25 protein-coding genes and 1 pseudogene are annotated in these 23,189 nt (G+C 56.3%); 7 read left to right on the top strand and 19 right to left on the bottom strand.

Going from position 1 to position 23,189, the window contains the following annotated elements; all coding sequences use genetic code 11:
* Positions 1-180: 180 nt before the first annotated feature.
* The 7 genes from phsA (at position 181) to ACLJRE_RS08950 (ending at position 7,483) form a co-directional block, all read left to right on the top strand.
* The gene (phsA, locus tag ACLJRE_RS08980; protein ID WP_023212534.1) at positions 181-2,457 is read left to right on the top strand and encodes a thiosulfate reductase PhsA; all 2,277 of its coding nucleotides are present in this window, start codon (positions 181-183) and stop codon (positions 2,455-2,457) included.
* A 14-nt stretch (positions 2,458-2,471) separates the two neighbouring features.
* A complete protein-coding gene (gene phsB, locus ACLJRE_RS08975; RefSeq protein WP_023212533.1) occupies positions 2,472-3,050 on the top strand; it encodes a thiosulfate reductase electron transport protein PhsB in 579 nt (192 codons plus the stop codon).
* Positions 3,047-3,811, top strand: a complete 765-nt coding sequence (phsC, locus tag ACLJRE_RS08970; protein ID WP_001092553.1) for a thiosulfate reductase cytochrome B subunit — start codon at positions 3,047-3,049, stop codon at positions 3,809-3,811. Before phsB ends, phsC begins: the two co-directional genes overlap by 4 nt.
* Before the next feature lie 123 nt (positions 3,812-3,934).
* The gene (gene dacD, locus ACLJRE_RS08965; protein WP_031610656.1) at positions 3,935-5,107 is read left to right on the top strand and encodes a serine-type D-Ala-D-Ala carboxypeptidase DacD; all 1,173 of its coding nucleotides are present in this window, start codon (positions 3,935-3,937) and stop codon (positions 5,105-5,107) included.
* A 150-nt stretch (positions 5,108-5,257) separates the two neighbouring features.
* A complete protein-coding gene (gene sbmC, locus ACLJRE_RS08960) occupies positions 5,258-5,725 on the top strand; it encodes a DNA gyrase inhibitor SbmC (protein WP_000384326.1) in 468 nt (155 codons plus the stop codon).
* Between the two features lie 118 nt (positions 5,726-5,843).
* A complete protein-coding gene (locus ACLJRE_RS08955; RefSeq protein WP_001200858.1) occupies positions 5,844-6,902 on the top strand; it encodes an FUSC family protein in 1,059 nt (352 codons plus the stop codon).
* A 245-nt stretch (positions 6,903-7,147) separates the two neighbouring features.
* Positions 7,148-7,483, top strand: a complete 336-nt coding sequence (locus tag ACLJRE_RS08950; RefSeq protein ID WP_000450405.1) for a DUF496 family protein — start codon at positions 7,148-7,150, stop codon at positions 7,481-7,483.
* Between the two features lie 33 nt (positions 7,484-7,516).
* Here the strand turns inward: ACLJRE_RS08950 and pduX are convergent, their stop codons facing one another.
* From pduX to pduC, 19 genes and pseudogenes are all read right to left on the bottom strand, one after another.
* Complete coding sequence (gene pduX / locus ACLJRE_RS08945) at positions 7,517-8,383, bottom strand: L-threonine kinase PduX (protein WP_001518728.1); 867 nt, start codon at positions 8,381-8,383, stop codon at positions 7,517-7,519.
* 93 nt (positions 8,384-8,476) lie between these two features.
* Positions 8,477-9,691 (bottom strand): propanediol utilization propionate kinase PduW, encoded by a 1,215-nt coding sequence (gene pduW / locus ACLJRE_RS08940; protein WP_000120646.1) that lies wholly within the window; start codon positions 9,689-9,691, stop codon positions 8,477-8,479.
* The gene (gene pduV / locus ACLJRE_RS08935; protein WP_000826283.1) at positions 9,676-10,128 is read right to left on the bottom strand and encodes a propanediol utilization protein PduV; all 453 of its coding nucleotides are present in this window, start codon (positions 10,126-10,128) and stop codon (positions 9,676-9,678) included. The genes pduW and pduV overlap by 16 nt, the downstream gene beginning before the upstream one ends.
* 4 nt (positions 10,129-10,132) lie before the next feature.
* Complete coding sequence (gene pduU, locus ACLJRE_RS08930; RefSeq protein ID WP_000441100.1) at positions 10,133-10,483, bottom strand: propanediol utilization microcompartment protein PduU; 351 nt, start codon at positions 10,481-10,483, stop codon at positions 10,133-10,135.
* Positions 10,483-11,037, bottom strand: coding sequence for a propanediol utilization microcompartment protein PduT (pduT, locus tag ACLJRE_RS08925; protein ID WP_000075778.1), 555 nt, complete (start codon positions 11,035-11,037; stop codon positions 10,483-10,485). Before pduT ends, pduU begins: the two co-directional genes overlap by 1 nt.
* A gap of 2 nt (positions 11,038-11,039) precedes the next feature.
* Positions 11,040-12,395, bottom strand: coding sequence for a cobalamin reductase PduS (gene pduS / locus ACLJRE_RS08920; RefSeq protein WP_023212532.1), 1,356 nt, complete (start codon positions 12,393-12,395; stop codon positions 11,040-11,042).
* The gene (gene pduQ, locus ACLJRE_RS08915) at positions 12,392-13,504 is read right to left on the bottom strand and encodes a 1-propanol dehydrogenase PduQ (protein WP_023212531.1); all 1,113 of its coding nucleotides are present in this window, start codon (positions 13,502-13,504) and stop codon (positions 12,392-12,394) included. Before pduQ ends, pduS begins: the two co-directional genes overlap by 4 nt.
* Positions 13,505-13,515: 11 nt before the next feature.
* Entirely contained in the window at positions 13,516-14,910 is a 1,395-nt protein-coding gene (gene pduP, locus ACLJRE_RS08910) for a CoA-acylating propionaldehyde dehydrogenase PduP (RefSeq protein ID WP_023212530.1), read from the bottom strand.
* On the bottom strand, positions 14,907-15,917 hold the full coding sequence (gene pduO, locus ACLJRE_RS08905) for a two-domain cob(I)yrinic acid a,c-diamide adenosyltransferase PduO (protein WP_001029478.1): 1,011 nt from the start codon (positions 15,915-15,917) through the stop codon (positions 14,907-14,909). The genes pduP and pduO overlap by 4 nt, the downstream gene beginning before the upstream one ends.
* A 9-nt stretch (positions 15,918-15,926) precedes the next feature.
* Entirely contained in the window at positions 15,927-16,202 is a 276-nt protein-coding gene (pduN, locus tag ACLJRE_RS08900) for a propanediol utilization microcompartment protein PduN (RefSeq protein WP_000549825.1), read from the bottom strand.
* A 3-nt stretch (positions 16,203-16,205) separates the two neighbouring features.
* A complete protein-coding gene (pduM, locus tag ACLJRE_RS08895; protein WP_001645044.1) occupies positions 16,206-16,697 on the bottom strand; it encodes a propanediol utilization microcompartment protein PduM in 492 nt (163 codons plus the stop codon).
* Positions 16,694-17,326, bottom strand: coding sequence for a phosphate propanoyltransferase (locus tag ACLJRE_RS08890; RefSeq protein ID WP_023212528.1), 633 nt, complete (start codon positions 17,324-17,326; stop codon positions 16,694-16,696). The genes pduM and ACLJRE_RS08890 overlap by 4 nt, the downstream gene beginning before the upstream one ends.
* Positions 17,326-17,807, bottom strand: a pseudogene (pduK, locus tag ACLJRE_RS08885) (propanediol utilization microcompartment protein PduK). The gene ACLJRE_RS08890 and the pseudogene pduK overlap by 1 nt, the downstream one beginning before the upstream one ends.
* Positions 17,808-17,810: 3 nt before the next feature.
* Positions 17,811-18,086 (bottom strand): propanediol utilization microcompartment protein PduJ, encoded by a 276-nt coding sequence (gene pduJ, locus ACLJRE_RS08880; RefSeq protein ID WP_001057755.1) that lies wholly within the window; start codon positions 18,084-18,086, stop codon positions 17,811-17,813.
* A 19-nt stretch (positions 18,087-18,105) separates the two neighbouring features.
* A complete protein-coding gene (gene pduH, locus ACLJRE_RS08875) occupies positions 18,106-18,456 on the bottom strand; it encodes a propanediol dehydratase reactivase beta subunit PduH (protein WP_023212527.1) in 351 nt (116 codons plus the stop codon).
* On the bottom strand, positions 18,446-20,278 hold the full coding sequence (pduG, locus tag ACLJRE_RS08870) for a propanediol dehydratase reactivase alpha subunit PduG (protein WP_001268899.1): 1,833 nt from the start codon (positions 20,276-20,278) through the stop codon (positions 18,446-18,448). Before pduG ends, pduH begins: the two co-directional genes overlap by 11 nt.
* 15 nt (positions 20,279-20,293) lie before the next feature.
* The gene (gene pduE, locus ACLJRE_RS08865; RefSeq protein ID WP_001090597.1) at positions 20,294-20,815 is read right to left on the bottom strand and encodes a propanediol dehydratase small subunit PduE; all 522 of its coding nucleotides are present in this window, start codon (positions 20,813-20,815) and stop codon (positions 20,294-20,296) included.
* 14 nt (positions 20,816-20,829) lie between these two features.
* Positions 20,830-21,504, bottom strand: coding sequence for a propanediol dehydratase medium subunit PduD (gene pduD / locus ACLJRE_RS08860; RefSeq protein ID WP_000405048.1), 675 nt, complete (start codon positions 21,502-21,504; stop codon positions 20,830-20,832).
* Between the two features lie 10 nt (positions 21,505-21,514).
* Complete coding sequence (pduC, locus tag ACLJRE_RS08855) at positions 21,515-23,179, bottom strand: propanediol dehydratase large subunit PduC (protein WP_410957371.1); 1,665 nt, start codon at positions 23,177-23,179, stop codon at positions 21,515-21,517.
* Positions 23,180-23,189 lie beyond the last annotated feature (10 nt).

The raw sequence follows: 23,189 nt of genomic DNA, 5'->3' as shown, positions 1-23,189 counted from the left end.
TGCTGATTATTCAATGACAGTCCATGTGCGTGTTCAGAAAATATAAAATTTTTATAAAACAAAAGGTTTTATCGTGTTGGCGTGTTCATTTTAACAACTATTTCAAATTGTGATTGAAGCCGACATTTCATAATACAAATTAAATATAATCTTCAGCTATATCTAATAACAGGAGGTTATATGAGCATTAGTCGTCGTTCTTTTTTGCAGGGGGTAGGCATCGGCTGCTCTGCCTGCGCGCTGGGCGCTTTTCCGCCCGGGGCGCTGGCGCGCAACCCGATTGCCGGCATTAACGGTAAAACCACGCTAACGCCAAGCTTGTGCGAAATGTGTTCCTTTCGTTGCCCTATTCAGGCGCAGGTAGTCAATAACAAGACCGTTTTTATCCAGGGCAATCCTTCTGCGCCGCAGCAGGGGACGCGCATATGCGCCAGGGGCGGGAGCGGCGTCAGCCTGGTCAATGACCCGCAACGGATTGTAAAACCTATGAAACGCACCGGGCCACGCGGCGACGGTGAATGGCAGGTGATTAGCTGGCAACAGGCTTACCAGGAAATCGCGGCGAAAATGAATGCCATCAAAGCGCAGCATGGCCCCGAGAGCGTGGCTTTCTCTTCCAAATCGGGCTCGCTCTCCAGCCATCTTTTCCATCTGGCTACGGCCTTTGGTTCGCCTAATACCTTTACTCACGCCTCAACATGCCCTGCCGGGAAAGCCATTGCGGCAAAAGTGATGATGGGCGGCGATCTGGCGATGGATATCGCTAACACGCGCTATCTGGTTTCGTTTGGCCACAATTTGTATGAAGGGATTGAAGTTGCCGATACCCATGAGTTAATGACCGCGCAGGAGAAGGGGGCCAAAATGGTGAGCTTCGATCCGCGTTTGTCGATATTTTCCAGCAAGGCGGATGAGTGGCACGCTATTCGTCCCGGGGGGGATTTAGCGGTTCTGCTGGCGATGTGCCACGTCATGATTGATGAACAACTCTACGATGCGTCTTTTGTTGAGCGTTATACCAGCGGATTTGAACAGTTAGCACAGGCGGTAAAAGAGACGACGCCGGAATGGGCCGCCGCGCAGGCCGATGTCCCAGCCGACGTTATTGTCCGGGTGACACGCGAACTGGCCGCCTGCGCGCCTCACGCTATTGTCAGTCCTGGTCATCGCGCGACGTTCTCGCAGGAAGAGATCGATATGCGGCGTATGATTTTTACGCTTAATGTACTGCTCGGTAATATTGAGCGCGAAGGCGGGCTATATCAGAAAAAAAACGCGTCGGTTTACAACAAACTGGCCGGAGAAAAGGTCGCGCCAACGCTGGCGAAACTCAACATTAAAAATATGCCGAAACCGACGGCGCAACGAATCGATTTGGTCGCACCGCAGTTTAAATATATCGCCGCTGGCGGCGGCGTGGTGCAAAGCATTATGGACGCGGTGTTAACCCAGAAGCCTTACCCGATAAAGGCGTGGATTATGTCGCGGCATAATCCTTTCCAGACCGTCACCTGTCGTTCGGACCTGGTAAAAACCGTTGAGCAACTGGATCTGGTGGTCAGCTGCGATGTCTATTTGAGCGAGAGCGCGGCATATGCCGACTATCTGCTGCCGGAATGCACCTATCTCGAACGGGACGAAGAGGTATCGGATATGTCGGGACTACACCCGGCTTACGCTCTGCGCCAACAGGTCGTAGAGCCGATTGGCGAGGCGCGTCCGAGTTGGCAAATCTGGAAAGAACTTGGCGAGCAGTTGGGATTAGGGCAGTACTATCCGTGGCAGGATATGCAGACGCGCCAACTCTATCAGTTGAACGGCGACCATGCCTTAGCGAAGGAACTGCGACAGAAAGGGTATCTCGAATGGGGCGTTCCGCTGCTATTACGCGAACCAGAATCCGTTCGCCAGTTTACGGCGCGTTACCCCGGCGCTATCGCGACGGACAGCGACAACACCTATGGCGAACAGCTTCGCTTCAAATCGCCCTCCGGCAAAATCGAACTTTATTCCGCAACCCTGGAGGAATTGCTCCCAGGCTACGGCGTTCCGCGCGTTCGTGACTTTGCGCTTAAAAAAGAGAATGAGCTTTACTTCATTCAGGGCAAAGTGGCCGTGCATACCAATGGCGCGACGCAGTACGTACCTTTACTCAGCGAGCTAATGTGGGATAACGCGGTCTGGGTCCATCCGCAAACGGCGCAAGAAAAAGGCATTAAGACCGGCGATGAGATCTGGCTGGAAAATGCTACGGGTAAAGAGAAAGGTAAGGCGCTGGTGACGCCCGGAATCCGCCCGGACACGCTTTTTGTCTATATGGGATTTGGCGCTAAAGCTGGGGCCAAAACGGCGGCGACGACACACGGTATCCACTGCGGAAATTTACTGCCGCACGTGACGAGTCCGGTATCCGGTACGGTAGTGCATACCGCAGGCGTGACGCTGAGCCGGGCATGAGGGAGGAGGGAACCATGAATCATTTAACGAATCAGTACGTCATGCTGCATGATGAAAAACGTTGTATCGGCTGCCAGGCGTGTACCGTTGCCTGCAAAGTGCTTAATGACGTACCGGAGGGATTTAGCCGCGTACAGGTACAAATTCGCGCCCCTGAACAGGCATCCAACGCACTAACCCATTTTCAATTTGTCCGCGTCTCCTGTCAGCACTGTGAAAATGCGCCATGTGTCAGCGTTTGTCCTACCGGAGCGTCATATCGTGATGAAAACGGGATCGTGCAGGTGGATAAATCGCGCTGTATTGGCTGCTATTATTGTGTTGCCGCGTGTCCTTTCCATGTGCGCTATTTGAATCCGCAAACCGGCGTCGCCGACAAGTGTAACTTCTGTGCCGACACGCGGTTGGCGGCTGGCCAGTCTCCGGCGTGCGTATCCGTTTGCCCAACGGACGCGCTGAAATTCGGCAGACTGGATGAGAGCGAGATCCAGCGCTGGGTCGGTCAGAAAGAGGTCTATCGCCAGCAGGAGGCGCGTAGCGGCGCGGTCAGTCTGTACCGTCGTAAAGAAGTCCATCAGGAGGGTAAAGCATGAATACTATCTGGGGAGCGGAACTACATTATGCGCCAGATTATTGGCCGCTGTGGTTAATTTACGCAGGCGTCGTGGTGCTGCTCATGCTTGTTGGGCTGGTTATCCATGCGTTATTGCGCCGGATGCTGGCGCCAAAAACGGCGGGCGGCGAAGAGCATCGTGACTATCTCTACTCGCTGGCGATTCGCCGTTGGCATTGGGGAAATGCGTTACTGTTTGTTTTATTACTGTTAAGCGGTTTATTTGGTCATTTTTCTCTCGGCCCTGTAGCGCTAATGGTACAAGTGCATACCTGGTGTGGTTTTGCCTTACTGGCTTTCTGGGTCGGGTTTGTGCTGATCAACCTCACCACAGGTAACGGGCGTCACTATCGGGTAAATTTTTCCGGACTGGTGACGCGCTGCATACGCCAGACGCGTTTTTACCTTTTTGGCATCATGAAAGGGGAAGCGCATCCGTTCGCGGCAACAGAGCAGAATAAGTTCAATCCACTGCAACAACTGGCATATCTGGCGATTATGTACGCGCTGGTACCGCTGTTAATCATCACCGGTTTGCTGTGTCTCTATCCGCAGGTTGCGGGTCTGGGCCCTGTGATGCTGGTGCTGCATATGGCGCTTGCTATCATCGGCTTACTGTTTATTTGCGCGCATCTCTATCTGTGTACTCTTGGCGACACGCCGGGACAAATTTTCCGTAGCATGGTTGACGGCTATCATCGTCATCGTACCGCGCCGCGCGGGGATAAGTCCGCCGTCTGAGCGTATCCATAAAATAAAGTCAGCAAGAAAATGTGCCTTGTGTCACATTTTCTTGCAATTTATCCATGTTTGTTTAACTGAACTTCCGTAAAAAGAACGGCAAATAGAGACCATCCTGAGGACATGCTGTTGAAACGCCGTTTGTTTATTGCCGCTTCTTTATTCGCGATGCACCTTTCTCCTGCGCTTGCGGCCGATGCCGTAAGTTTTGCTCCCCAACCGCCAGCCATTGATGCAGGCGCCTGGGTGTTGATGGATTACACTACGGGACAGGTTCTTACCGCCGGTAATGAACACCAGCAACGCAATCCCGCCAGCCTTACCAAGCTAATGACGGGCTACGTCGTCGATCGCGCCATCGATAGTCATCGTATCAGCCCTGACGATATCGTCACCGTTGGGCGCGACGCCTGGGCGAAGGATAATCCGGTGTTTGTCGGCTCCTCGTTGATGTTTTTAAAAGAAGGGGATCGCGTGTCGGTGCGTGATTTAAGCCGTGGCTTAATCGTGGATTCCGGTAACGATGCCTGTGTGGCGCTGGCGGATTATATCGCGGGCGGGCAGCCGCAGTTTGTGGCGATGATGAACAGCTATGTGAAAAAACTCAATTTGCAGGATACCCATTTTGAAACCGTCCACGGTCTGGATGCGCCGGGACAACATAGCTCCGCGTATGATCTGGCCGTACTCTCCCGGGCGATTATTCACGGCGAACCTGAATTTTATCACATGTACAGCGAGAAAAGCCTGACCTGGAACGGCATCACGCAGCAGAACCGCAACGGCTTGTTATGGGATAAGACCATGCATATCGATGGGCTTAAAACCGGACACACATCGGGGGCGGGATTTAATCTTATCGCATCGGCGGTGGACGGGCAGCGTCGACTTATCGCCGTCGTGATGGGAGCGAAAAGTTCGAAAGGTCGTGAGGAACAGGCGCGAAAACTGTTGCAGTGGGGCCAGCAAAACTTTGCGACGGTGCAGATTTTGCACAGCGGTAAAAAAGTGGGCAGCGAGCGAATCTGGTATGGAGACAAAGAAAAGATTGCGCTGGGTACGGGACAGGATTTCTGGATGGCGCTGCCTAAAGCGGAAATTCCGCATATCAAAGCAAAATATGTGCTGGATAGAAAAGAGCTGGAGGCGCCAATCGCCGCTCATCAGCAGGTAGGTGAAATAGAGCTCTACGATCGGGATAAACTGATCGCTCAGTGGCCGCTGGTCACTCTGGAATCGGTGGGTAAAGGCGGTATGTTCTCTCGTCTGAGCGACTATTTTCAGCATAAAGCGTAAGCCGTTGTCACACACAGTTCACCGTCATCTGAGGTGTCAAAAGGGCGGGATTGCGAGGTTGCTCACAAAATGATCACGCTGTCCTTGTGACCGTAAAAGGCTGTAATTATACTGTACATTCATACAGTATAGTAAAGTGACGGAGGCAGCATGGATTACGAAATCAGGCAGGAACAAAAACGCAAGATAGCCGGTTTCCACATGGTCGGTCCATGGGAACACACCGTGAAGCAGGGTTTTGAACAACTGATGACATGGGTGGATCGACAGCGGATCGTGCCAGTTGAATGGATTGCCGTCTATTACGACAATCCAGATGTCGTACCTGCGGAAAAACTCCGCTGCGATACCGTGGTGTCCGTGGCAGAGAATTTCATCCTGCCGGACAATAGCGAAGGCGTAATCGTGACCGCCATTGAAGGCGGCGAATATGCCACTGCTGTCGCGCGAGTGGAAGACCGTGACTTTGCGAAGCCGTGGGAACGGTTTTTTGATGTCCTCGAGCAGGATAGCGCTTATCAGATAGCCTCTGCGCCCTGTTTTGAAACCTATCTGAATAACGGCATGGAAGATGGATACTGGGATATTGAAATGTATATTCCGGTACAGCGGAAGTGATCGACTGGTTTCCTGGCTGAAAAGAGCGGACGGATAATGTGTTCCGTCCGCCAGTGCGCTATTTTTGCTATAAAGCAGGTACAATGCATTTTTTGCCATTCCCGTAAGGAGCGCAAGCGTGCGTGCCGATAAGTCATTAAGCCCTTTTGAAATACGGTTGTACCGTCATTATCGCATCGTGCATGGCATACGTATCGCCCTGGCGTTCATTCTTACCTTTCTGCTGGTTCGTCTGTTTTCTATTCCCGAGGGCACATGGCCGCTAATCACGTTAGTGGTGATTATGGGGCCCATCTCATTCTGGGGAAATGTAGTGCCTCGTGCTTTTGAGCGCATAGGCGGTACGATCCTGGGCGCGGCGTTAGGGCTGGTGGCGCTACGCCTGGAGCTCTTTTCCTTACCGCTGATGCTGGTGTGGTGTGCGATAGCGATGTTTTTGTGCGGCTGGCTGGCATTAGGGAAAAAACCGTATCAGGCGCTACTGATAGGCATAACGCTCGCCGTTGTTGTCGGCGCTCCCGCTGGTGATATGAATACGGCATTATGGCGTGGCGGGGATGTGATTTTGGGGTCGCTACTGGCAATGTTGTTTACCGGCATCTGGCCCCAGCGCGCCTTTTTGCACTGGCGCATCCAACTGGCGCATTGCGTCACGGCGTATAATCGGGTGTATCAGGCAGCGCTGTCGCCGAATTTGCTGGAGCGCCCCCGGTTGGATAAACATTTGCAACGGTTGCTGAACGATGTCGTCAAAATGCGCGGGCTGATAACGCCCGCCAGTAAAGAAACCCGGATACAAAAATCTATTTTCGAGGCCATTCAGACCATCAACCGCAATCTGGTTTGTATGCTTGAATTACAAATCAACGCCCACTGGGCGACGCGCGCCAGCCATTTTGTGATGCTTAACGCGCACACATTGCGTGAAACCCAGCAGATGACGCAGCAAACCTTGTTAACGATCGCCCACGCGTTGTTTGAAGGCAACCCGCAGCCGGTACTGGCAAACACCGGTAAACTGAATGATATTGCTGCCGAGTTGCGGCAGCTAATGAACGAGCAGCAGGGCGACGCGGTGGCTGAAACCCCCATCCACGGCTATGTTTGGCTAAGTATGGAAACGGCCCGACAGTTGGAACTGCTTTCGCATTTGATCTGCCGGGCTTTGCGCAAATAAAAAGCAGATGGGGTGAATGAATTTGTTGCTGCTTCGATTCAGCAAAGATTAAGAGTATGATACTAATATAAGGATAAAATGAGTGCTACTGACAACGATTTTATCTCCGAACCTTCAGGTTTCCCCAGACGGCGACGTAACGGTGTTTCCTCTGGCGGCTTGAAGTATGACGGGGATAAACGTAATGTTTATCCACTAGCAAGTTGCTTAACGAATCCGAATCTCACATTATCAGGGGTGTAAAAATGGAAACAACCAAGCCTTCTTTCCAGGACGTGCTGGAGTTTGTTCGTCTGTTCCGTCGCAAAAATAAACTGCAACGTGAAATTCAGGACATTGAGAAGAAGATCCGTGACAACCAGAAGCGTGTGCTGCTGCTGGACAACCTGAGCGACTACATCAAGCCAGGTATGAGCGTTGAGGCGATTCAGGGTATCATCGCCAGTATGAAAAGCGACTATGAAGATCGTGTTGATGACTACATCATTAAAAATGCCGAAATCTCCAAAGAGCGTCGCGACATTTCCAAAAAGCTGAAAGCGATGGGCGAAATGAAACACGCCGATGTAAAAGCCGAATAATGCGCTACGGCAGTGGGAGCGTATATCAGGCTCTCACTGCAGTTTGACCCCGCCTGTGACCATCTTGAGTAAATGTTGTTTTGGCCAGTGTCGGGTAAGTTTTTTCTCTGCCAGCTTACCTTTCAGACGCGCAATATCATGACGTTTCCGGTCCAGCATCAGACCCACCACGCTACCGCTATGCGCCACGTTCAATCCGTATAAATCACACTCTTCGACTAGCGACAGCAGGGCGGTAAAGCCCGGCTTAGGTAACAGCGTCTGGCTGGCGATAGCGCTAAGCGTAGCCGCCTCACCCAGTCGGAGCGGATTTTGCGTTATACAGGCTTCCTGCACCAGATTCCAGGCCTGCTGCAAGGTTGCTGAACTTGCTATTAATTTCTGCTGGCGAGGGAGACGGTGGTAATCTTGCGTGCGCAGTGTGACCGGGCTTTCCAGTACCAGCAAATCGATTGGCGGCGGTGGCTCGCAGGCGATTTGCGTGGCCGCATTATTATGATCAAACAGCGTTAACTGATGAAAAACGGTGCTATCAGTGGGTTCGATTGAGACGCAAAGCTGTGCAAGGGTGGTTTCATCCAGCGAATGGCCAAGATGATGCGCCGTTGCCACCGCCGTAGCGGCGATATCTGCGGTGCTGCTGGCCATGCCTTTGGCAACGGGAATTGACGAACGCACATCGACGCGAATCTCGTTACTCCAGTGCGCAGGATACTGCCAGTGCGCCAGAACGCGCTCCACCATCGCCCGCGACAATGGACGCTCGTTTACCAGCGGCGGCGCAGCCGTGACTGCTACGGTGCTGTACCAGTCAACAGGGCAGGAGACCAGTTTCTCACTGCCCAGAATCCATCCCTGGATAAGTTCCCCGCATGAGGCGGGGCATTGAGCAACAGCCACGTTATCACCTTTCAGGTACAAATAGTGTGCGCGCATAGTGTCATGGTAAAAGCGTTATTACCATGACTTGCCGCAATGCGTCGTATAACCCTCTCAGGCTGGTACACAAAGCCCTTCCGTGGCAGGTAGCGCAACGCGCATAACGTCTTGTGCGATCATTAACTCTTCGTTGGTGTTGATGACGGCGACTTTCACCAGGGCGTTCTCCGTCTGGATAAATGTCGCATTACGCTGATTTTTCTCTTCATCAACGGCTAAGCCCAAAAATTGCAAATTATGGCACACCGCCGATCTGGCGCGCGCTGAGTTCTCGCCAATGCCCCCAGTGAATACCAGCGCATCCAGTCCTCCCATTTGCATAATATAGCTGCCGATGGTGGCGCGAATGCGTTCGGCAAACAGAGTGAGAGCGAGTTTAGCCTGCCGGTTACCGGTATTGGCTGCCTGTTCGACATCGCGGTAATCAGACGACACGCCAGAAACGCCCAGCAAGCCTGACTCATTATTTAATAACTGATTCAACTGTTGCGGCGTTTTGTTTTCGCGCTGGGCTATCCACGGCAGAATAGAGGGATCAATATCTCCGCTACGAGTGCCCATCATCACGCCTGACTGCGGCGTAAAGCCCATCGACGTATTGACCGAACGCCCGTTCTTGATAGCGCAAATGCTGCTACCGTTTCCAAGATGACAACAAATCACCCGTAATGCGCTGAGTGGTACGCCCAGCTTTTCAGCCAGAACGCCGCTGACATACTTATGGCTGGTGCCATGAAAGCCATAACGGCGAATCCCCAGTTCAGCGTAATAATGCCAGGGAAGCGGGTAAATATAAGCGGGTTCATCCAGCGTCTGGTGAAATGCCGTATCAAACACGGCTACGGAAGGGGCATCAGGCAACAGTTGACGAAAAACGTGAATACCCAACGCGTTTACCGGGTTGTGAAGCGGAGCCAGTTCGGCAAGACGTTCGATTTGCGCTAACGTTTCATCCGTGACCAGCGTCGAGTCTTTAAAAAACTCACCGCCGTGCGCCACACGATGGCCCACCCCGTCAATGTCCCGCAGACTGTTAATGATTTGATAACCCAGCAGCTTTTCCAGAAGCAGCGTTACCGCATCGCGATGATCGGCAACGGGGACGGTTTCCTGCCATTTTTGGCTGTGCGTCTTAATTGTCACCTGCGCATCCGCCATACCGATACGTTCAATCAGCCCCTGACAGAGCATGTCGCCCTGCGGCATCTCCAGCAGCTGGAATTTTAACGATGAGCTGCCGGCGTTAATGGCCATTATTTTGTAAGACATAAAGGTTCCTTCGAATTCAGAAAATCCAGCACGGCGTCGAGACCCGAATTATTCAACGCGCTGGTAATAAAAATCTGCCGGGCGCCAGCCTGCGTAAGCCATTCCGCAACCAGCGAAATACGCTGCGGCTCGGCGAGATCGGCCTTGGTGACCAGGCCAATCGTCGGGCGGTTCATCGGGGCGGTAAACCCCGGAGAAAAGGGCGACCACTGGGCGTCGGCATTCAGCACCAGCGCGATGACGTCGGCCTCGCAGGCGCTGGTTAGCAGGGCGCTATACAGGCAGCGGTTCTCCAGATATTCGCCCGGCGTATCGATAGTCATCGGAGACCATTCAATGGCCTGAGTTTTCTTATAATGGAGCGCTTCGCCGCGCAGGCTTTGGGTCAGCGAGGTTTTCCCGCATTGGCTGGGGCCGATAAACATCAAACGCTTCATGACGTTACGTCCGGGTGATCGAGCAAGTGGTGAACTGCATCATCTCGCCCAGGGTGCGCGTCACCTGTTTAAGGGCATATTCCACGGCGGAAACATCGCCAGTCAGCACCACCGCGCCGGTAAAGCGGTCAAGAAAACCAATCTCCACCGCGCCGGATTTGGTAGCAATATCGCAGGCGATAATCGACGCCTCGCTCGGCGTGATGGTAAGGATGCCAATCGCGGAAACCGCATCCGGCAGGCCCAGCTTCTTAAAGAGATCTTTCCCCGGATTGGCAATCAGGTGCGCGAGGGTGACCTGTTTCCCGGGAACGTACTCCTGAATCATGCGATCCGTTGTTGGCTGTCTTTCCATTATCCCTCCACCATCTGTCGCCACATGGCTTCATGCGGGCGCGGGATCACCGAGCGGTAAACCAGCAACCCTTTCTCGCCCGCGCTTTCGCTGGCAACCGTCACGGCGTTATTGACGTCAGAAACGTCGCCCGCCACCACCATGTAGCATTTACCGCCGATGCCGAAGGCCATATGCACCCGCACCAGGGTGACGTTTGAGCCTTTCACCGCCCGGTCTGCGGCGCTAATGCAGGCCGCCACGCTCCAGGTTTCGACGATACCTACCGCCTGGCGCTTATCGACGCTGTTCAGGCCGCTGATGGCCGGAAGTACGCTGGGATGAATATTCGCCAGCACCAGGCTGTCGACGAGCATCTCGCCGGCCTGCGACGTACCGGTTTCAATAGCCTGCTGGACAGCGCCAATATCGCCGCCAAGCATCAGTAAAAACTTCCCCGGGCAGATGGTCTTGCTGACCAGCAGATTAACGTTGGCGCTTTTCAGCATGGCATCACCAAGCTCCATGCCTTTGGCGATGCTGGTGAGTTCTAAAATTCCTATAGCCTGAGACATGGTTAACCTCTTACAACCGTGATGGCCTGTTCGCTGATGGCCGATACAACGCCGTCGATGCTGGCGTGAATGGGTGCGCCGAGCGCGCCAGGTGGGATATCGGCAACGCATTGCCCGCGCGTCACGCGTTCTCCCACCGCAACGTTCGCTACCGCGCTGGCACCAATATGCTGGCGCAGCTGCAAAGTGACTTTTTCTACTGACGGCTCTTCTTCAACTAGCGGCGCTTCCTGGTACCAGGGGCTTAGTCCCAGTTTGGCGATCAGCCGCTTCACCGGCACCAGGCGATATTTCGCCATTTCGTCGGCCGAATTCAGCGGCCCTTCGTAGCGCTGGTTTTGCGCCCGCAGCTCGCGTTTTAACATGCGGTTGATGCGCATCGGCGAGATCCCCACCGGGCAGGCCACGCTTTCGCAAACGTTGCATTCCGAGCAGGTAAGGGCGCTCAGCAGCAGCTGCGGCGTGGCAGCCTGGTGAAAGTTCACCGCCCGCACCAGCAGGTGCGGGGAGAGTTCGTGGCCGATCAGGTGTCGCGGACAGAGATCGGTACACAGTCGGCACTGTTCGCAGACGGTACGCGCGACGGAAAGCACCGTGCGCTCGTCCTGCATTCTCCGCTGGATAAGCGGATGGCTTTTTGGGAGCACCAGCAGGCCGCCGGTAGTTTTCGTCACCGGGTTATCAAGAGAGGTAATCAGGCCCCCCATCATCGGGCCGCCGTTAATAAAACCAGGGTCGTCGACCGTTGCGCCGCCCGCCAGCGCCAGCACTTCATGCAGTGACATGCCGATAGGAACGGTAACGGTCAACGGTCTGGCGACCGCGCCGTTCACGGTCAACGTGCGACGAGTGACCGGAAACTGCTGCTCGACCGCCCGGGCAATATTCAGCACCGTTTGCACGTTATTGACGACCACGCCGACGCTGGCCGGTAGCGCAGCCGGGGCGACCCGGCGGCCGGTTGCCATCCAGATAGTTAGCACCTCATCGCCCGCAGGATAAACATCCGGCAGGATATGCAGGCGGATACCGGCTGGCAGCTGCGGGGTGAGCGCGTCGATGGCCCGGCGGTATTTTTCTTTCAGGGCTATCACCCCTTCGCGCGCGCCGGTTGCCGTCATCGCGTACTGCACGCCGCGAACAAGACGCGCGGCCTGCTGCCACATCAGTTGCTGGTCAACTTTGAGCATCGGTTCACACTCGGCGGCGTTCACCAGAAAAATCTCTACCTGCGCCTGTAGTTTGACGTGAGCGGGAAAACCTGCGCCGCCCGCACCCACAACGCCCGCTGCGCGAACGCGCTCGCGAATTTCATCGGCACTATGGGGCATTTCAACGGCGTTGACGGCGGTACTCATAGCAGTTCCTCCAGCAGTTCACGAATTTCCTCGGCGCTGGCCGGGCGCGGGTTGGTGCGCAGCGTAACGTCAGCCAGCGCAGCCTGCACCATCGCCGGAATGCGTGCGGAAAAGTCGGATCTTCCTTCTTTAAGCGCAACGGCCAGTGAGGGAAGGGCACAGCGTTGCTTAAGCAGTTCGATTTGCTGAATTAGCGCATTGATTGCCGCAACGTCATTGGCTTCTGCCGGGCAAAAGCCGCAGGCTTTGGCCATTCGCGCGTAGCGTTTGGCTGCGCGCGGAACTCCGGCGTTAAAACGGATAACCGTGGTTAACAGCAGGGCGTTGGCCAGGCCATGCGGAAGATGAAACTGCCCACCAAGCTGGTGGGCGATAGCGTGGTTAAGCCCCAGCCCCGCCTGGCTGAAGGCCATCCCGGCGAGCGTTGAAGCGTTGTGCATTTTCCCGCGCGTCGCCACGCAGTCGCCTTTTTCCACCGCCGTGGGCAGGTACTGAAACACCAGTTTGGCGGCTTTTTCCGCCAGCGCGTCGGTAAAGTCGCTGGCGTGCGGTGACACCCACGCTTCCAGGGCGTGGGTCAGCACGTCCATGCCGGTGTGGGCGGTAATCTGCGGCGGTACGCTGACCACCAGCTCCGGGTCGAGGATCGCCATATCCGGATACAGCGCATTATTGAACAGCGGATACTTGATGCCTTTATCCGGGTCGCTAATTACGCAGGCGCTGGTCACTTCCGAGCCGGTGCCGCTGGTGGTCGGGATCGCCACGCAGGTTTCGATATTGATGCCGCTTTGCTGGCTAAACCAGACAATCGCTTTTGCCGCGTCCATTGCCGAGCCGCCGCCAAAACCGATCACCACCTGCGGTTGCAGGGCCTGCATTTGCGCAATGCCCTGCACCACGGTATGGATGGTGGGGTCCGGCGTTATCTCGCTAAAGACGCTGATGCGGTTATCTGCGGGCAGCGCGTTACGCAGCGTATCCAGCAGCGGAGAGCGCGCCAGAAAACCATCGCAGATTATCCAGATGTGCTTATTGGTAAAGCGCTTGAGCACCGCCAGGCTGCCCTGACCGCTGTACAACCGCGTTTGTAGTGAGAAGGTATTCATCGCGACCTCGGTTAGCGAATAGAAAAGCCGTTGGTCAGTACGCAGCGCCGGGAGCGGGCAAAAGTACGCGCTGACGTGGTCCCTTCACCGGTTGGCGTGGCGATAGTGAAGGTGGTAAAGCCTTCGCCGCCGACGCCGATCCCGGCATAAGAGGGGCCGTTTTTGACGAATATCGAGGTTTGCAGCGTGCGGGCCGCGAGGTTCAGGCGCGACACGTTCTGCGAGTGCATAATGGCGGTATGATGCAGCCCCTCTTCAACCTTCAGGGCCAGCGCCAGCGCGCTATCGAAATCGCTGACTTTTACCACCGGCAGCATCGGCATCAGCTGTTCGCTGGTGACCCACGGATCGTCAGCGCTAACCAGCGCAATCAGCAGACGCGGCGCTTTTGCAGGGACAGCGATCCCGGCGGCTTCCAGCATGGCCGATGGGCTCTTGCCGACCAGTTTTTTATTGGCCTGACCTTCAGGCAGGCAGACGGCGCGGAGTTTGTCGGTATCGGCCGGGCTTAGCAGCAGCGCGCCGAAGGTTTGCATTTGCTGCACCAGACGTTCGGCGACGCTCTCCACTACGATCAGGCTCTTCTCGGCAATGCAGGGCAGGTTGTAATCGAATGACGCGCCGTTGATGATATCTTCCGCCGCTTTCACCAGGTCCGCCGTTTCATCAACGATGCAGGGCGGGTTACCCGCGCCAGCGCCAATCACCTTCTTACCGCTCTTCATGCCCATTGCCACAATGCCGGGGCCGCCGGTAATAGCCAGTACCGCGATTCGCGGGTGGGCCATCATCTGCTGGGTCGCTTCGAAGGTGGGTTCAGCTACAGTCACCACCAGATTGCGGATGCCGCAGCAGCGGAAGGCAATCTCTTCAATCAGGCTAATCAGCTTCAGAGAGACCTTTTTCGCGCCCGGATGCGGGCTAAAGTAGACGCTGTTGCCCGCCGCCAGCATGCTGATGCTGTTGTTGATGATGGTTTCCGTCGGGTTGGTGCTTGGGGCGACTGAACCGATGACGCCAAACGGCGAGTATTCAAAGAGTACCATGCCGCCGTCACCGGTCAGCGCGGTGGTGGTGAGATCTTCTACGCCCGGCGTGTTGTCCAGCGCAGCCTTGTTTTTGAGGAATTTATCTTCTTTGTTGCCCATTCCCGTTTCATTGGCGCTCTCTTCCGCCAGGGTCGCCAGCAGCGGCGTCAGCTCCTGACGCATCGCGCTGATAATGGCGCTGCGGGTTTTTAGCGGGCACTGCTGATAACGTAAGAACGCCTGGTGCGCGGCATCGATGGCCTCGCTCACGGACTGGAAAATCCCTTTGCCCTGAGGCTGGGCCGTAGTTTGCGCCGGCGTGGTTAATTGCTCGCTAAGAATGGTGCGAATCAGGGTTTCGAGTTCAGAAGTATTCATTGATGAGTTCCCACGTTAATAGCCGCGATGGCGGTCTGTGCTATGTCCATGTCCTGCTCAACGCTGCCGCCGCTGATGCCAAGACCCCCAATTAATATGCCGTCGCGCCATAGGGCGTAACCGCCGCCAAAGGTGACCACTTTTCCCTGTAAATGACTTTCCAGGCCATAAAGCGCCGCGCCTGGCTGAACAACATCGCTCAGCTCATGGGTCGCCGTTTTCATTGCCACTGCGGTCCATGCCTTTTTCGGCGCCAGTTCGCTGCTGACCAGCAGGGCGTCCGGCATCCGCCAGGTCACAGTTTCCGTACCGTGCGCGTCAACGATGCTGACGACTACCGGAACCTGCAGTTGCTGCGCGCGTTCAACGGCGGCGCGGGTGAGCTGGTGCAGATCGTGGAATGAGAGAGCCACGGGCGTTGTCTCCTTGCTGCGGGTCGGCTGGCTGGCAGCCAGATAGCGCTTGCTAACTTCACGGATGATGTTGGCCTGGTGCGCATCGCTATCTTCCGCGCGGGCCAGGGCGTACAGGCAGTCCGATAAGCGGTTGATGTAGCGCATCAGCACCTGACGTACGTTGACTTCCGCCGCCAGCTCAACCAGACGGCGTTCGGCGCGGCGCGCCAGCGTGCGGGCAAAATGTAAGCGGCTCGCGGCTTCGCAGCGTCCGGGTAAAATAAAGCTGTGCAGCGGTTCGACGCGGGCCATTGCCCGATCGATAGCGGCTTCCAGGGCCGAAATCTCTTCGCTGCTGATGTAGCGCTGTTTGGGCGACGGCTGCTCGCTGTCGCAGGCCAGCTCTGCGCTAAACCAAAAAAGTTGCTGCTGGATGGCCTCGAGTAAGGTGCGGTGATTTTCATCCGCAGCGGCGCAGGCGCACAGGCTCAGCGCGGCGTTCAGCTCATCCAGCGTGCCGTAGGCTTCAACCCGCGGGTGGGTTTTGCTCACCCGCTGGCCGGTAAACAGTGATGTGGTGCCAGCGTCACCTGTTCGGGTATAAATCGCCATAACCGCCCCTTAACGCGAAAGCGTATCTACAATGCCGACAACGGCGAGGTCGATGGCCTCATTTGGCCCGGAAAAAACGTGCCTGGCGCTGGAGCCGCCGCTGAGCAAAACCAGTTCGCCGACGCCCGCGCCGACGGAGTCCACGGCCACTTCATCGCCGGAGGTAGGCGAGGCGGGGAGTTCGCCATCGGCGCTGACCCGACGCACCAGCAGCAGCTTTTTCCCAATCAAAGAAGGTGATTTTTGCGTGGAGACAACCGCGCCCGTGACTCGTGCCAGATGCATGATTTACTCCTGCTTAATTAATTGAATATTCCGCGCATTGGCCGCGTCACGCGCCATGGCGGTCACGATGCATTTGCGGTGGACAACCACACGCCCCCGGCTTAGCAGCGCGACATCGCGATAGCTCAGCACCGAACCCGCATGCAGAACCAGCGGCAGTCCGTGCTCATCGGTGAATACCAGCGGCAGACGAGCCAGTTTTTTGACCGGGATAACCGGCAGCAGCTGGCTGTGCAGGCTGAGCTGTACGCGGATGCCAAACGCCAGAGCATCGTGAATTTTCCGTGCTGCGGCATCGTCGGTTTCCGCATCCGCAAGCTGACCCAGCAGCGGCAGGTCGACGAGCAGGATGCGCAGCGACGCGTGCTGACAGAACAGCGCTGGACAGTCGGCATCGCGAAGCTGCGCAACGCTCAGCGTTGCCGTGCTCTGGGCACGGCGCTGCAGTCGGGAGACAATCTCCTCGACAATGCGCTGCAGAATTTCGCCGTTCATCGCGGGCCTACCAGCCGGGCAAAGGCCTGCGGGTTATCGGCACCAGCGGCGTTGGCTTCATCGGTATCAATGTGCATTTCGAGGCGCATGTCCGGTGAAACGCGAATCGCCACGTTGTTGAAAATCAGCCCGCGATCGTCGCCTTCAATCGCCACCGAAACCCTATCGCCGTGGGAGACCTTCAGGATCAGCGCATCAAGCGGCGACATATGAATATGCCGCTGCGCGACGATAACCCCGGAAGGTAGCTCCAGTTCGCCAAAGGGGCTGACCAGGCGGATGCCAGGTGTGCCCTTCAGGTTGCCGGACATCCTTAACGGCGCCGTAATCCCCAGCGTTCTGGCATCGGTACGCGAAATTTCCACCTGGCTTACCGAGCGCAGCGGGCCGAGCAGGCGCACATTTTTTAGCTGTCCTTTCGGCCCTACCAGGGTGACGGTTTGTTCCGCAGCATATTGTCCCGGCTGCAGCAGCGCTTTTTTTTCGCTGATGGGATGGCCAGGAAATAGCTGCTCATAATCCTGCGCGGACAGGTGGATATGACGGTTTGAGACGCCCAGCGGAATAGGCCGCTGGCGCATCTCGTCGAGAACTTTACTGACCGTTGATTGCAGAAGCTCTTTATCCATTACGCTTCACCTCGCTTGCCGGAATGGATGCAAAGCGTACGAGGTTCGCCCTTCTGGCGCGGACATTTTGGATCCAGACACAGATTGCAGCTGACCAGTTCTGATTCCTGCGGGGCCTCTTCTGCTGGCGCTTCAGAAACGACATCGGCCATCTCTGACGCTTCAGGCTCAGGTTCAATGACGGAGGGGGGGGTGTCTCTGCGAGCAGGATCCCTTCTCCGGGCCTGGCGATAACCTTGTGGGCCACCAGGCCATTCCGCTGTTCGGCGAAATGCGCACCGGTGGTGATAGCCGCCTGAACGGAGGCCACATCACCGGTAATTTTAATCACCATCCAGCCTGAACCATTGGTCTTTTCGAGGGCGAGCAGCGTGATAGAAGCGGATTTTGCCATGATATCGGCGCAGCTGATAGCCAGTGCCAGACCACAAACTTCAAGTAATCCCAGTGATTGCTTCACGCGGTGCTCCTTATTTGCCATCGATTAGGCTGATTTCGGTAAAATGGCCTCAACATCGCTGTGCGGACGCGGGATAACGTGGCAGGATTTCACTTCACCCACGACGCTTGCCGCCGCGCTGCCTGCATCTACGGCTGCTTTAACCGCGCCGACATCGCCGCGAACCATGACGGTAACCAGGCCAGAACCAATTTTTTCGTAGCCCACCAGCTGTACGTTGGCGGATTTAACCATTGCATCGGCGGCTTCAATGGCGCCGACCAGCCCTTTTGTTTCAACCAGTCCCAGTGCGTTATTCATACTGCAGTTCTCCTGTTGCTTAGCTATTCAGATCCCGGAAAGGGATCCCTTTGACCAGCCGTGCCGCGTTATTACCGGTATTGCGATGGGCCTGACTGTCCTGATGATGCATCAGCGTAAAAAGCGGTGCCGATGCGGGTAAATTCTTGTAATGCACGACCAGCGAGTGTCGATCGCAGGCTATGCCAACCAGCAGCGGCGAGCTGCGCGCCGCCTGCCAGGCGCTGTCAACGACATCTCCAGCCGGGTGACGCTGAAGCAGGAAAGGGATGCCTTCCTCTTCGATACCCAGCAGCACTTCGTGCCAGAGGCTGGCGCAGTCGTTGATAACGGTAATGACGATGGCCGGGGCGCTGTGATTACTGTCCATATGCAAATTCCTTGTGCCAGGAGAGAATCAGGCCGGTGGCCACCGCGTTTCTTGGGCCTTCGCTGCCGCGAATATTTCCTCGCCCGGCGACCAGGCGGTAGTGCGCCAGCGCATCGGTGACCAGCTGCGGAACTTCGAAATCCAGCGACGAGCCGCCGACCAGCACCACGAACGGAATATCGCGAATGTTGCCGGTTGGACTGACCTGGCGCAGCGCGCGCAGGGCGTTGGTGACAAAGACGCGTTCTTTAGCGCTGCGGCGAATGGCGCGCACTTTTTCCAGCGCTAAGTCGCCGGGAAGCGGCACCAGTTCGTCCGGTTTCACCACGCAGACGCGGGCGAACACGGCGGGAGGCAGCGGCGTCGGGAAGAACTGGACGCTGCCGTCCTCGTGGCGTAAGTGGAACAGGCTTTCGACCTTAGCCAGCGGGTATTTTTTGATCTCTTCCGCCAGATAGCGGTCTTCCAGCCCCAGTTCGCGGGCAATAATCATCGTGACCATGTCGCCTGCCCCGGCGAGATGGGTGGCGATGATTTCACCTTTAGGGTTGATGATGGAGGCATCGGTGGAACCCGCGCCGAGGTCGAGGATCGCCAGCGGTCGGGTGGTGCCCGGTGTGGTCAGCGCGCCCAGAATGGCGGCTTCAGCCTCAGCGCCGCCGATCTGCACGTCGATATTAAGCTTCTGCTCAATTTCACGGGCAATCATCGCCATCTGCAGACGGTCTGATTTCACCATCGAGGCGATGCCGACGGCCTGCTCCAGCGAGAACTCCCCGGCCAGACCGCCGGTGACGCTCACCGGAACCGAGGTGTCAACGGCCAGAAGATCCTGAATGAAAATCTCGCTGCTGGGTTTATTGGTTAGCTCGGCCATGGTCTGGCGCACGTGCTCCAGCATGCCGCCGATATTGGTCCCGGCCTCGCCGGTGACGTTGTCGAGCTTGCCGCAGCCGTCCACCGCTTTCATGATAGCTTCGGCACCGGCGGCGACATCCACGCGCACGGTACGACCCTGAGCCTGCAGCTCCAGGTTACCGGCGGGTATCGCACGAGCTTTGACGTCGCCGGATGGCGTTTTAACCACCACGGCGGAACGGTTGCCGATCAGCGCGCGCGCCATCGGGACGATGTTTTTCGTCTCATCGGCGTTGAGGTTGAATACGGTGGCGATGCCGTAAGGGTTGGAGAGGGTCTCGATAACCTTCCCCGGCACGGCGACTTCAATCGCCGCCAGCATCCCCAGCGGAATGCGGTCGATGTACAGAACTTCGTCAACGATCGGCAGCGATTTTTCCAGCCGGTTGCTGACCAGTACGCCATCGTCGCGCTGCAAAATGACGCCGGTAATCTGGTATCCGGCGCGCATTGAGGCGTTGATAACATTGGCGATATCGGCAAAATCAAAGGCTGACGATACCACCAGAATATAGGACGAGTCCGCAGGGCGGGTTAACAGCTCCTCCGGCGTAATCGTGATACCCACACCAAGGCCTACTCCCCCCGGCGTTTTTGGGTTATGGCCGATCATTGTCGATTCGGTGATGATGGTTTCGGTAATGGTTTCCATCGCCACATCGCCAATCACCGGCGTGGCTTCGTTAATGCGGATGAGCGAAATATCGCTGACATTGATCCCCGCGCGCTTTGCGACGAGGGCAAGTGCTTCCTGAATGCCGAACACGTTACGCAACGTGCCTTTGATCCCGGTGGTTTCCGCCAGCGCGCTGTGGGTGATTGTCAGCGCGCCAGCCTCATTCAGAGTCGCCAGGGCGACTTCCGTCGATGAGTTGCCGATATCAATGCCAGCTATATATCGCATCACATACCCCTGTAATTAATCGTCGCCTTTGAGTTTTTTACGCTCAACGTACAGCCCTGCCGCTTCACGAACGAAAGCTGCGCAAATCTTTGCCTGATAACGGTTTTCGAGATCGTCGGCGATAGCGAGCAGCTCTTCTTTCGTTGAACGATACGGACGAAGGGCGTTGTAGATTTCAAGAATGCGATCGTCCGGTACCGCGGTCAGTTCGGCGGCGCGTTCGAAGTTCATCGCCAGCCGGTCGCGGCCCGCATCTTTGGCGATAGACGCCTGTAAGCGCAGGGTTTCCGGGGTAATACGCATATCCTGAGCGGTGACTTTATTGCTCAGCACGTTTTCCAGCGTAAAGTCGTCCAGCGTTTTATTGGTGGCGGTTTTCACCCATTCCGGGTGTTTGTTCGCCAGCGGGTAGTCGCTGACCTTTGCGCTGCGGGACGTGCCGCCTGCCGCAGGAGCCGCTGCTGGCGCATCGCCCTGCAGGCTGTTCATGCGGCTCAATACGTCCCGGACCATCGATTCAATTGCGTCGGTATTCATGGAGTTATCCTTTATCAAAGCGCCACGCGCAGTTCCTGCGGGTTTTTGCCCGTCACGACGTACTTGGTCTCTTTAATGTGCAAAATGGCCGACTTTGCCTGGTACTTCGGGCGTGCCATCTGGTCATTGAGCGTAGGGACCGGCTGCGGTGATTCGCGTTTCGCATAGCGGGCGGCGTTTTTACCAATCTGACGGTAGGTTTCCAGCGTCAGCAGCGGCGCCTGCGGGAACAGCTCCAGGTTAGAGAGCGGCGGTAGCCCCTGCTGGTGGATAACCGTAGTACCTTTCGACTGGATGCCGATGGAGATGCCGGAGCCACTCAGGCGGTTACCTTCCACGGCGACGAACGCCACGTCGGAAGATTTAAAGCAGCGAATCACGCGCGCCTTGATGCCTTCTTCTTCAATACCGGCAATGACTTCGCGCAGAATGCTCTTATGTGGTAAGCCCACGATATTGACGGTTTGCGCCAGGCCAAATGCCGGGCCGACGGCGATAATGACTTCGTCCTGCTGAGTGCCCTGGCGCGCTTCGCCCACTTCGGTCAGAAAGCCGTCGCCCGCAGGCGCAGCGGTCTGTGGTGCTGTGGATGCCGCAGGCGCATTAAACGAGACGGGTTTATCGCTGCCCTTCATATCGCGGAGCACGTCTTCAATTATCTGGCGCAGCAATTTTTCATTAATTTCCATTTCTCACCCCTTAATCAATCTCGTTGGGATCAAGAGCGCCAGGGATGTTTTTAATCTCTTCCCAGCGTTCTCCCTGCAGGCGATAACCTGTTGCCGGACCGGCATAGTCATTGACGTCATTAACCGCAGAGAGCACTTGTCCGTCGCCGACGATAATGGCGGAGGTGTGCAAATAGTCGCCGGTTAGCTTGGCTTTCTGGATGTTGAGCATGTCCTGGGCCACGTCGGTAAACCCGCCCTGCGCCAGCGCTTTAACGACTTCCAGACCGTTGCGGTTTTTATTGATGATTTCCTGGGCGAACTTGATGTCTTCGACGATGTTACGCTCCGGCATATCTTTCGAACCGTGGGCATAGGTCGCGGCTTCAACTTCTTCATCGGTAATCGGCGGTAGTCCCATTCCGGCAAACACGGTCTGCAGCGCGCGGGCGGCTTTGTTACGGATGGCGATAACGTCCTCTTCGCGAACCGGGCGCAGACCGCCGTCCACTTTCAGGTCACGCTGGATAACGTTGTAGTCGTCAAAGTCTTCCGCATCTTCGTTGGAACCGGCGAACATGTTGTCGTAGTTCGGCACCGCGGAATAACCAGAGGAGATAAAGTCGGTACCCGGCAGGAACTGCATCAGCAGGCGCGCGGTACGACGCATATCGGAGTGGGTGAAGGTCTGGTCGTTACTGGAGGCGCATTCCAGATCCAGCGACGAGCAGATCAGGTTTTCCGCCAGCACGGCACGAATGCCTGACGGCACGGCAGACGGTACGCCGATGCAGCTTACGGAGCCGTTTTGCAGACCCTGAACGCCAGCCGCTTTGGTGATATAGATGCAGCGCGCTTCCAGATACAGCATGGATTTGCCTTCGGCGTAGCCCATCTGCACTTCTGAGCCGGAGCCGGAGGTGAAGCGCATTTTCAGGCCGCGAGAGGCGTAGGAAGAGGCTAAGAAGCCCTTCGACCATGGTGTATCGTCACCGTCGGTGAAGACCGGCTCGGTGCCGTAAACGGAGATGGTTTCGGCGTAGCAGGTGTGGCCCAGCATGCCGAGCTTAAGCTCGGTGGCTTCTTCCAGGGAGCACTGCGTCAGTACGCCCGGACGACCAACCTGAGAACCGACCAACAGCGCGATGGCGTTGAACGGCGCGTAGCGTGCTACCGCAACCGTGGTTTCTTGTTCGTCAAACCCGCGCCATGCGCCTTCGGCGGCATCGGCGGCAATTTGCACCGGGTTATCCTTGACGTTGGTGACGTGCGCCTGCTGAGATGGAGTACGGCGGGCGCGCATTTTCTGCATCGCCATCATCATCTCAACCACGTTCATATGCGAAACCACTTCAACAATTTTCGCCGGGGTCATGGCGGTGGTCAGCGGAACGATTTCGCTGCGCTTGACGTTAGGATCGCACAGCATATTGGCAAGCTTGACCGAATCCATCGCCATCACTTCTTCGGCGCGGTTCAGGTTGATGCCGTAGCGGGCGATAAAGTGGTCGATCAGGTCGAATTCGCTAACCGGTTTTCCGTCCAGCTCGGTCACCGCGCCGTTAACGATTTTAATCGACGGTTTCGGGTCGTTCGGGCTTTCCATTGCGATAAAGCCTTCTTCGATCCACTCCTTAACAAAGCCGTCCTGATTCACAGGGCGTTTCGCCAGTGCTTCAAATCTTTTCGATCTCATGAATCAGCCT

The sequence above is a fragment of the Salmonella sp. SAL04157 genome, assembly GCF_046551635.1.
In the GTDB taxonomy this organism is placed as follows: Bacteria; Pseudomonadota; Gammaproteobacteria; order Enterobacterales; family Enterobacteriaceae; genus Salmonella; species Salmonella enterica.
This window is presented reverse-complemented; position numbering and strand designations above follow the sequence as displayed.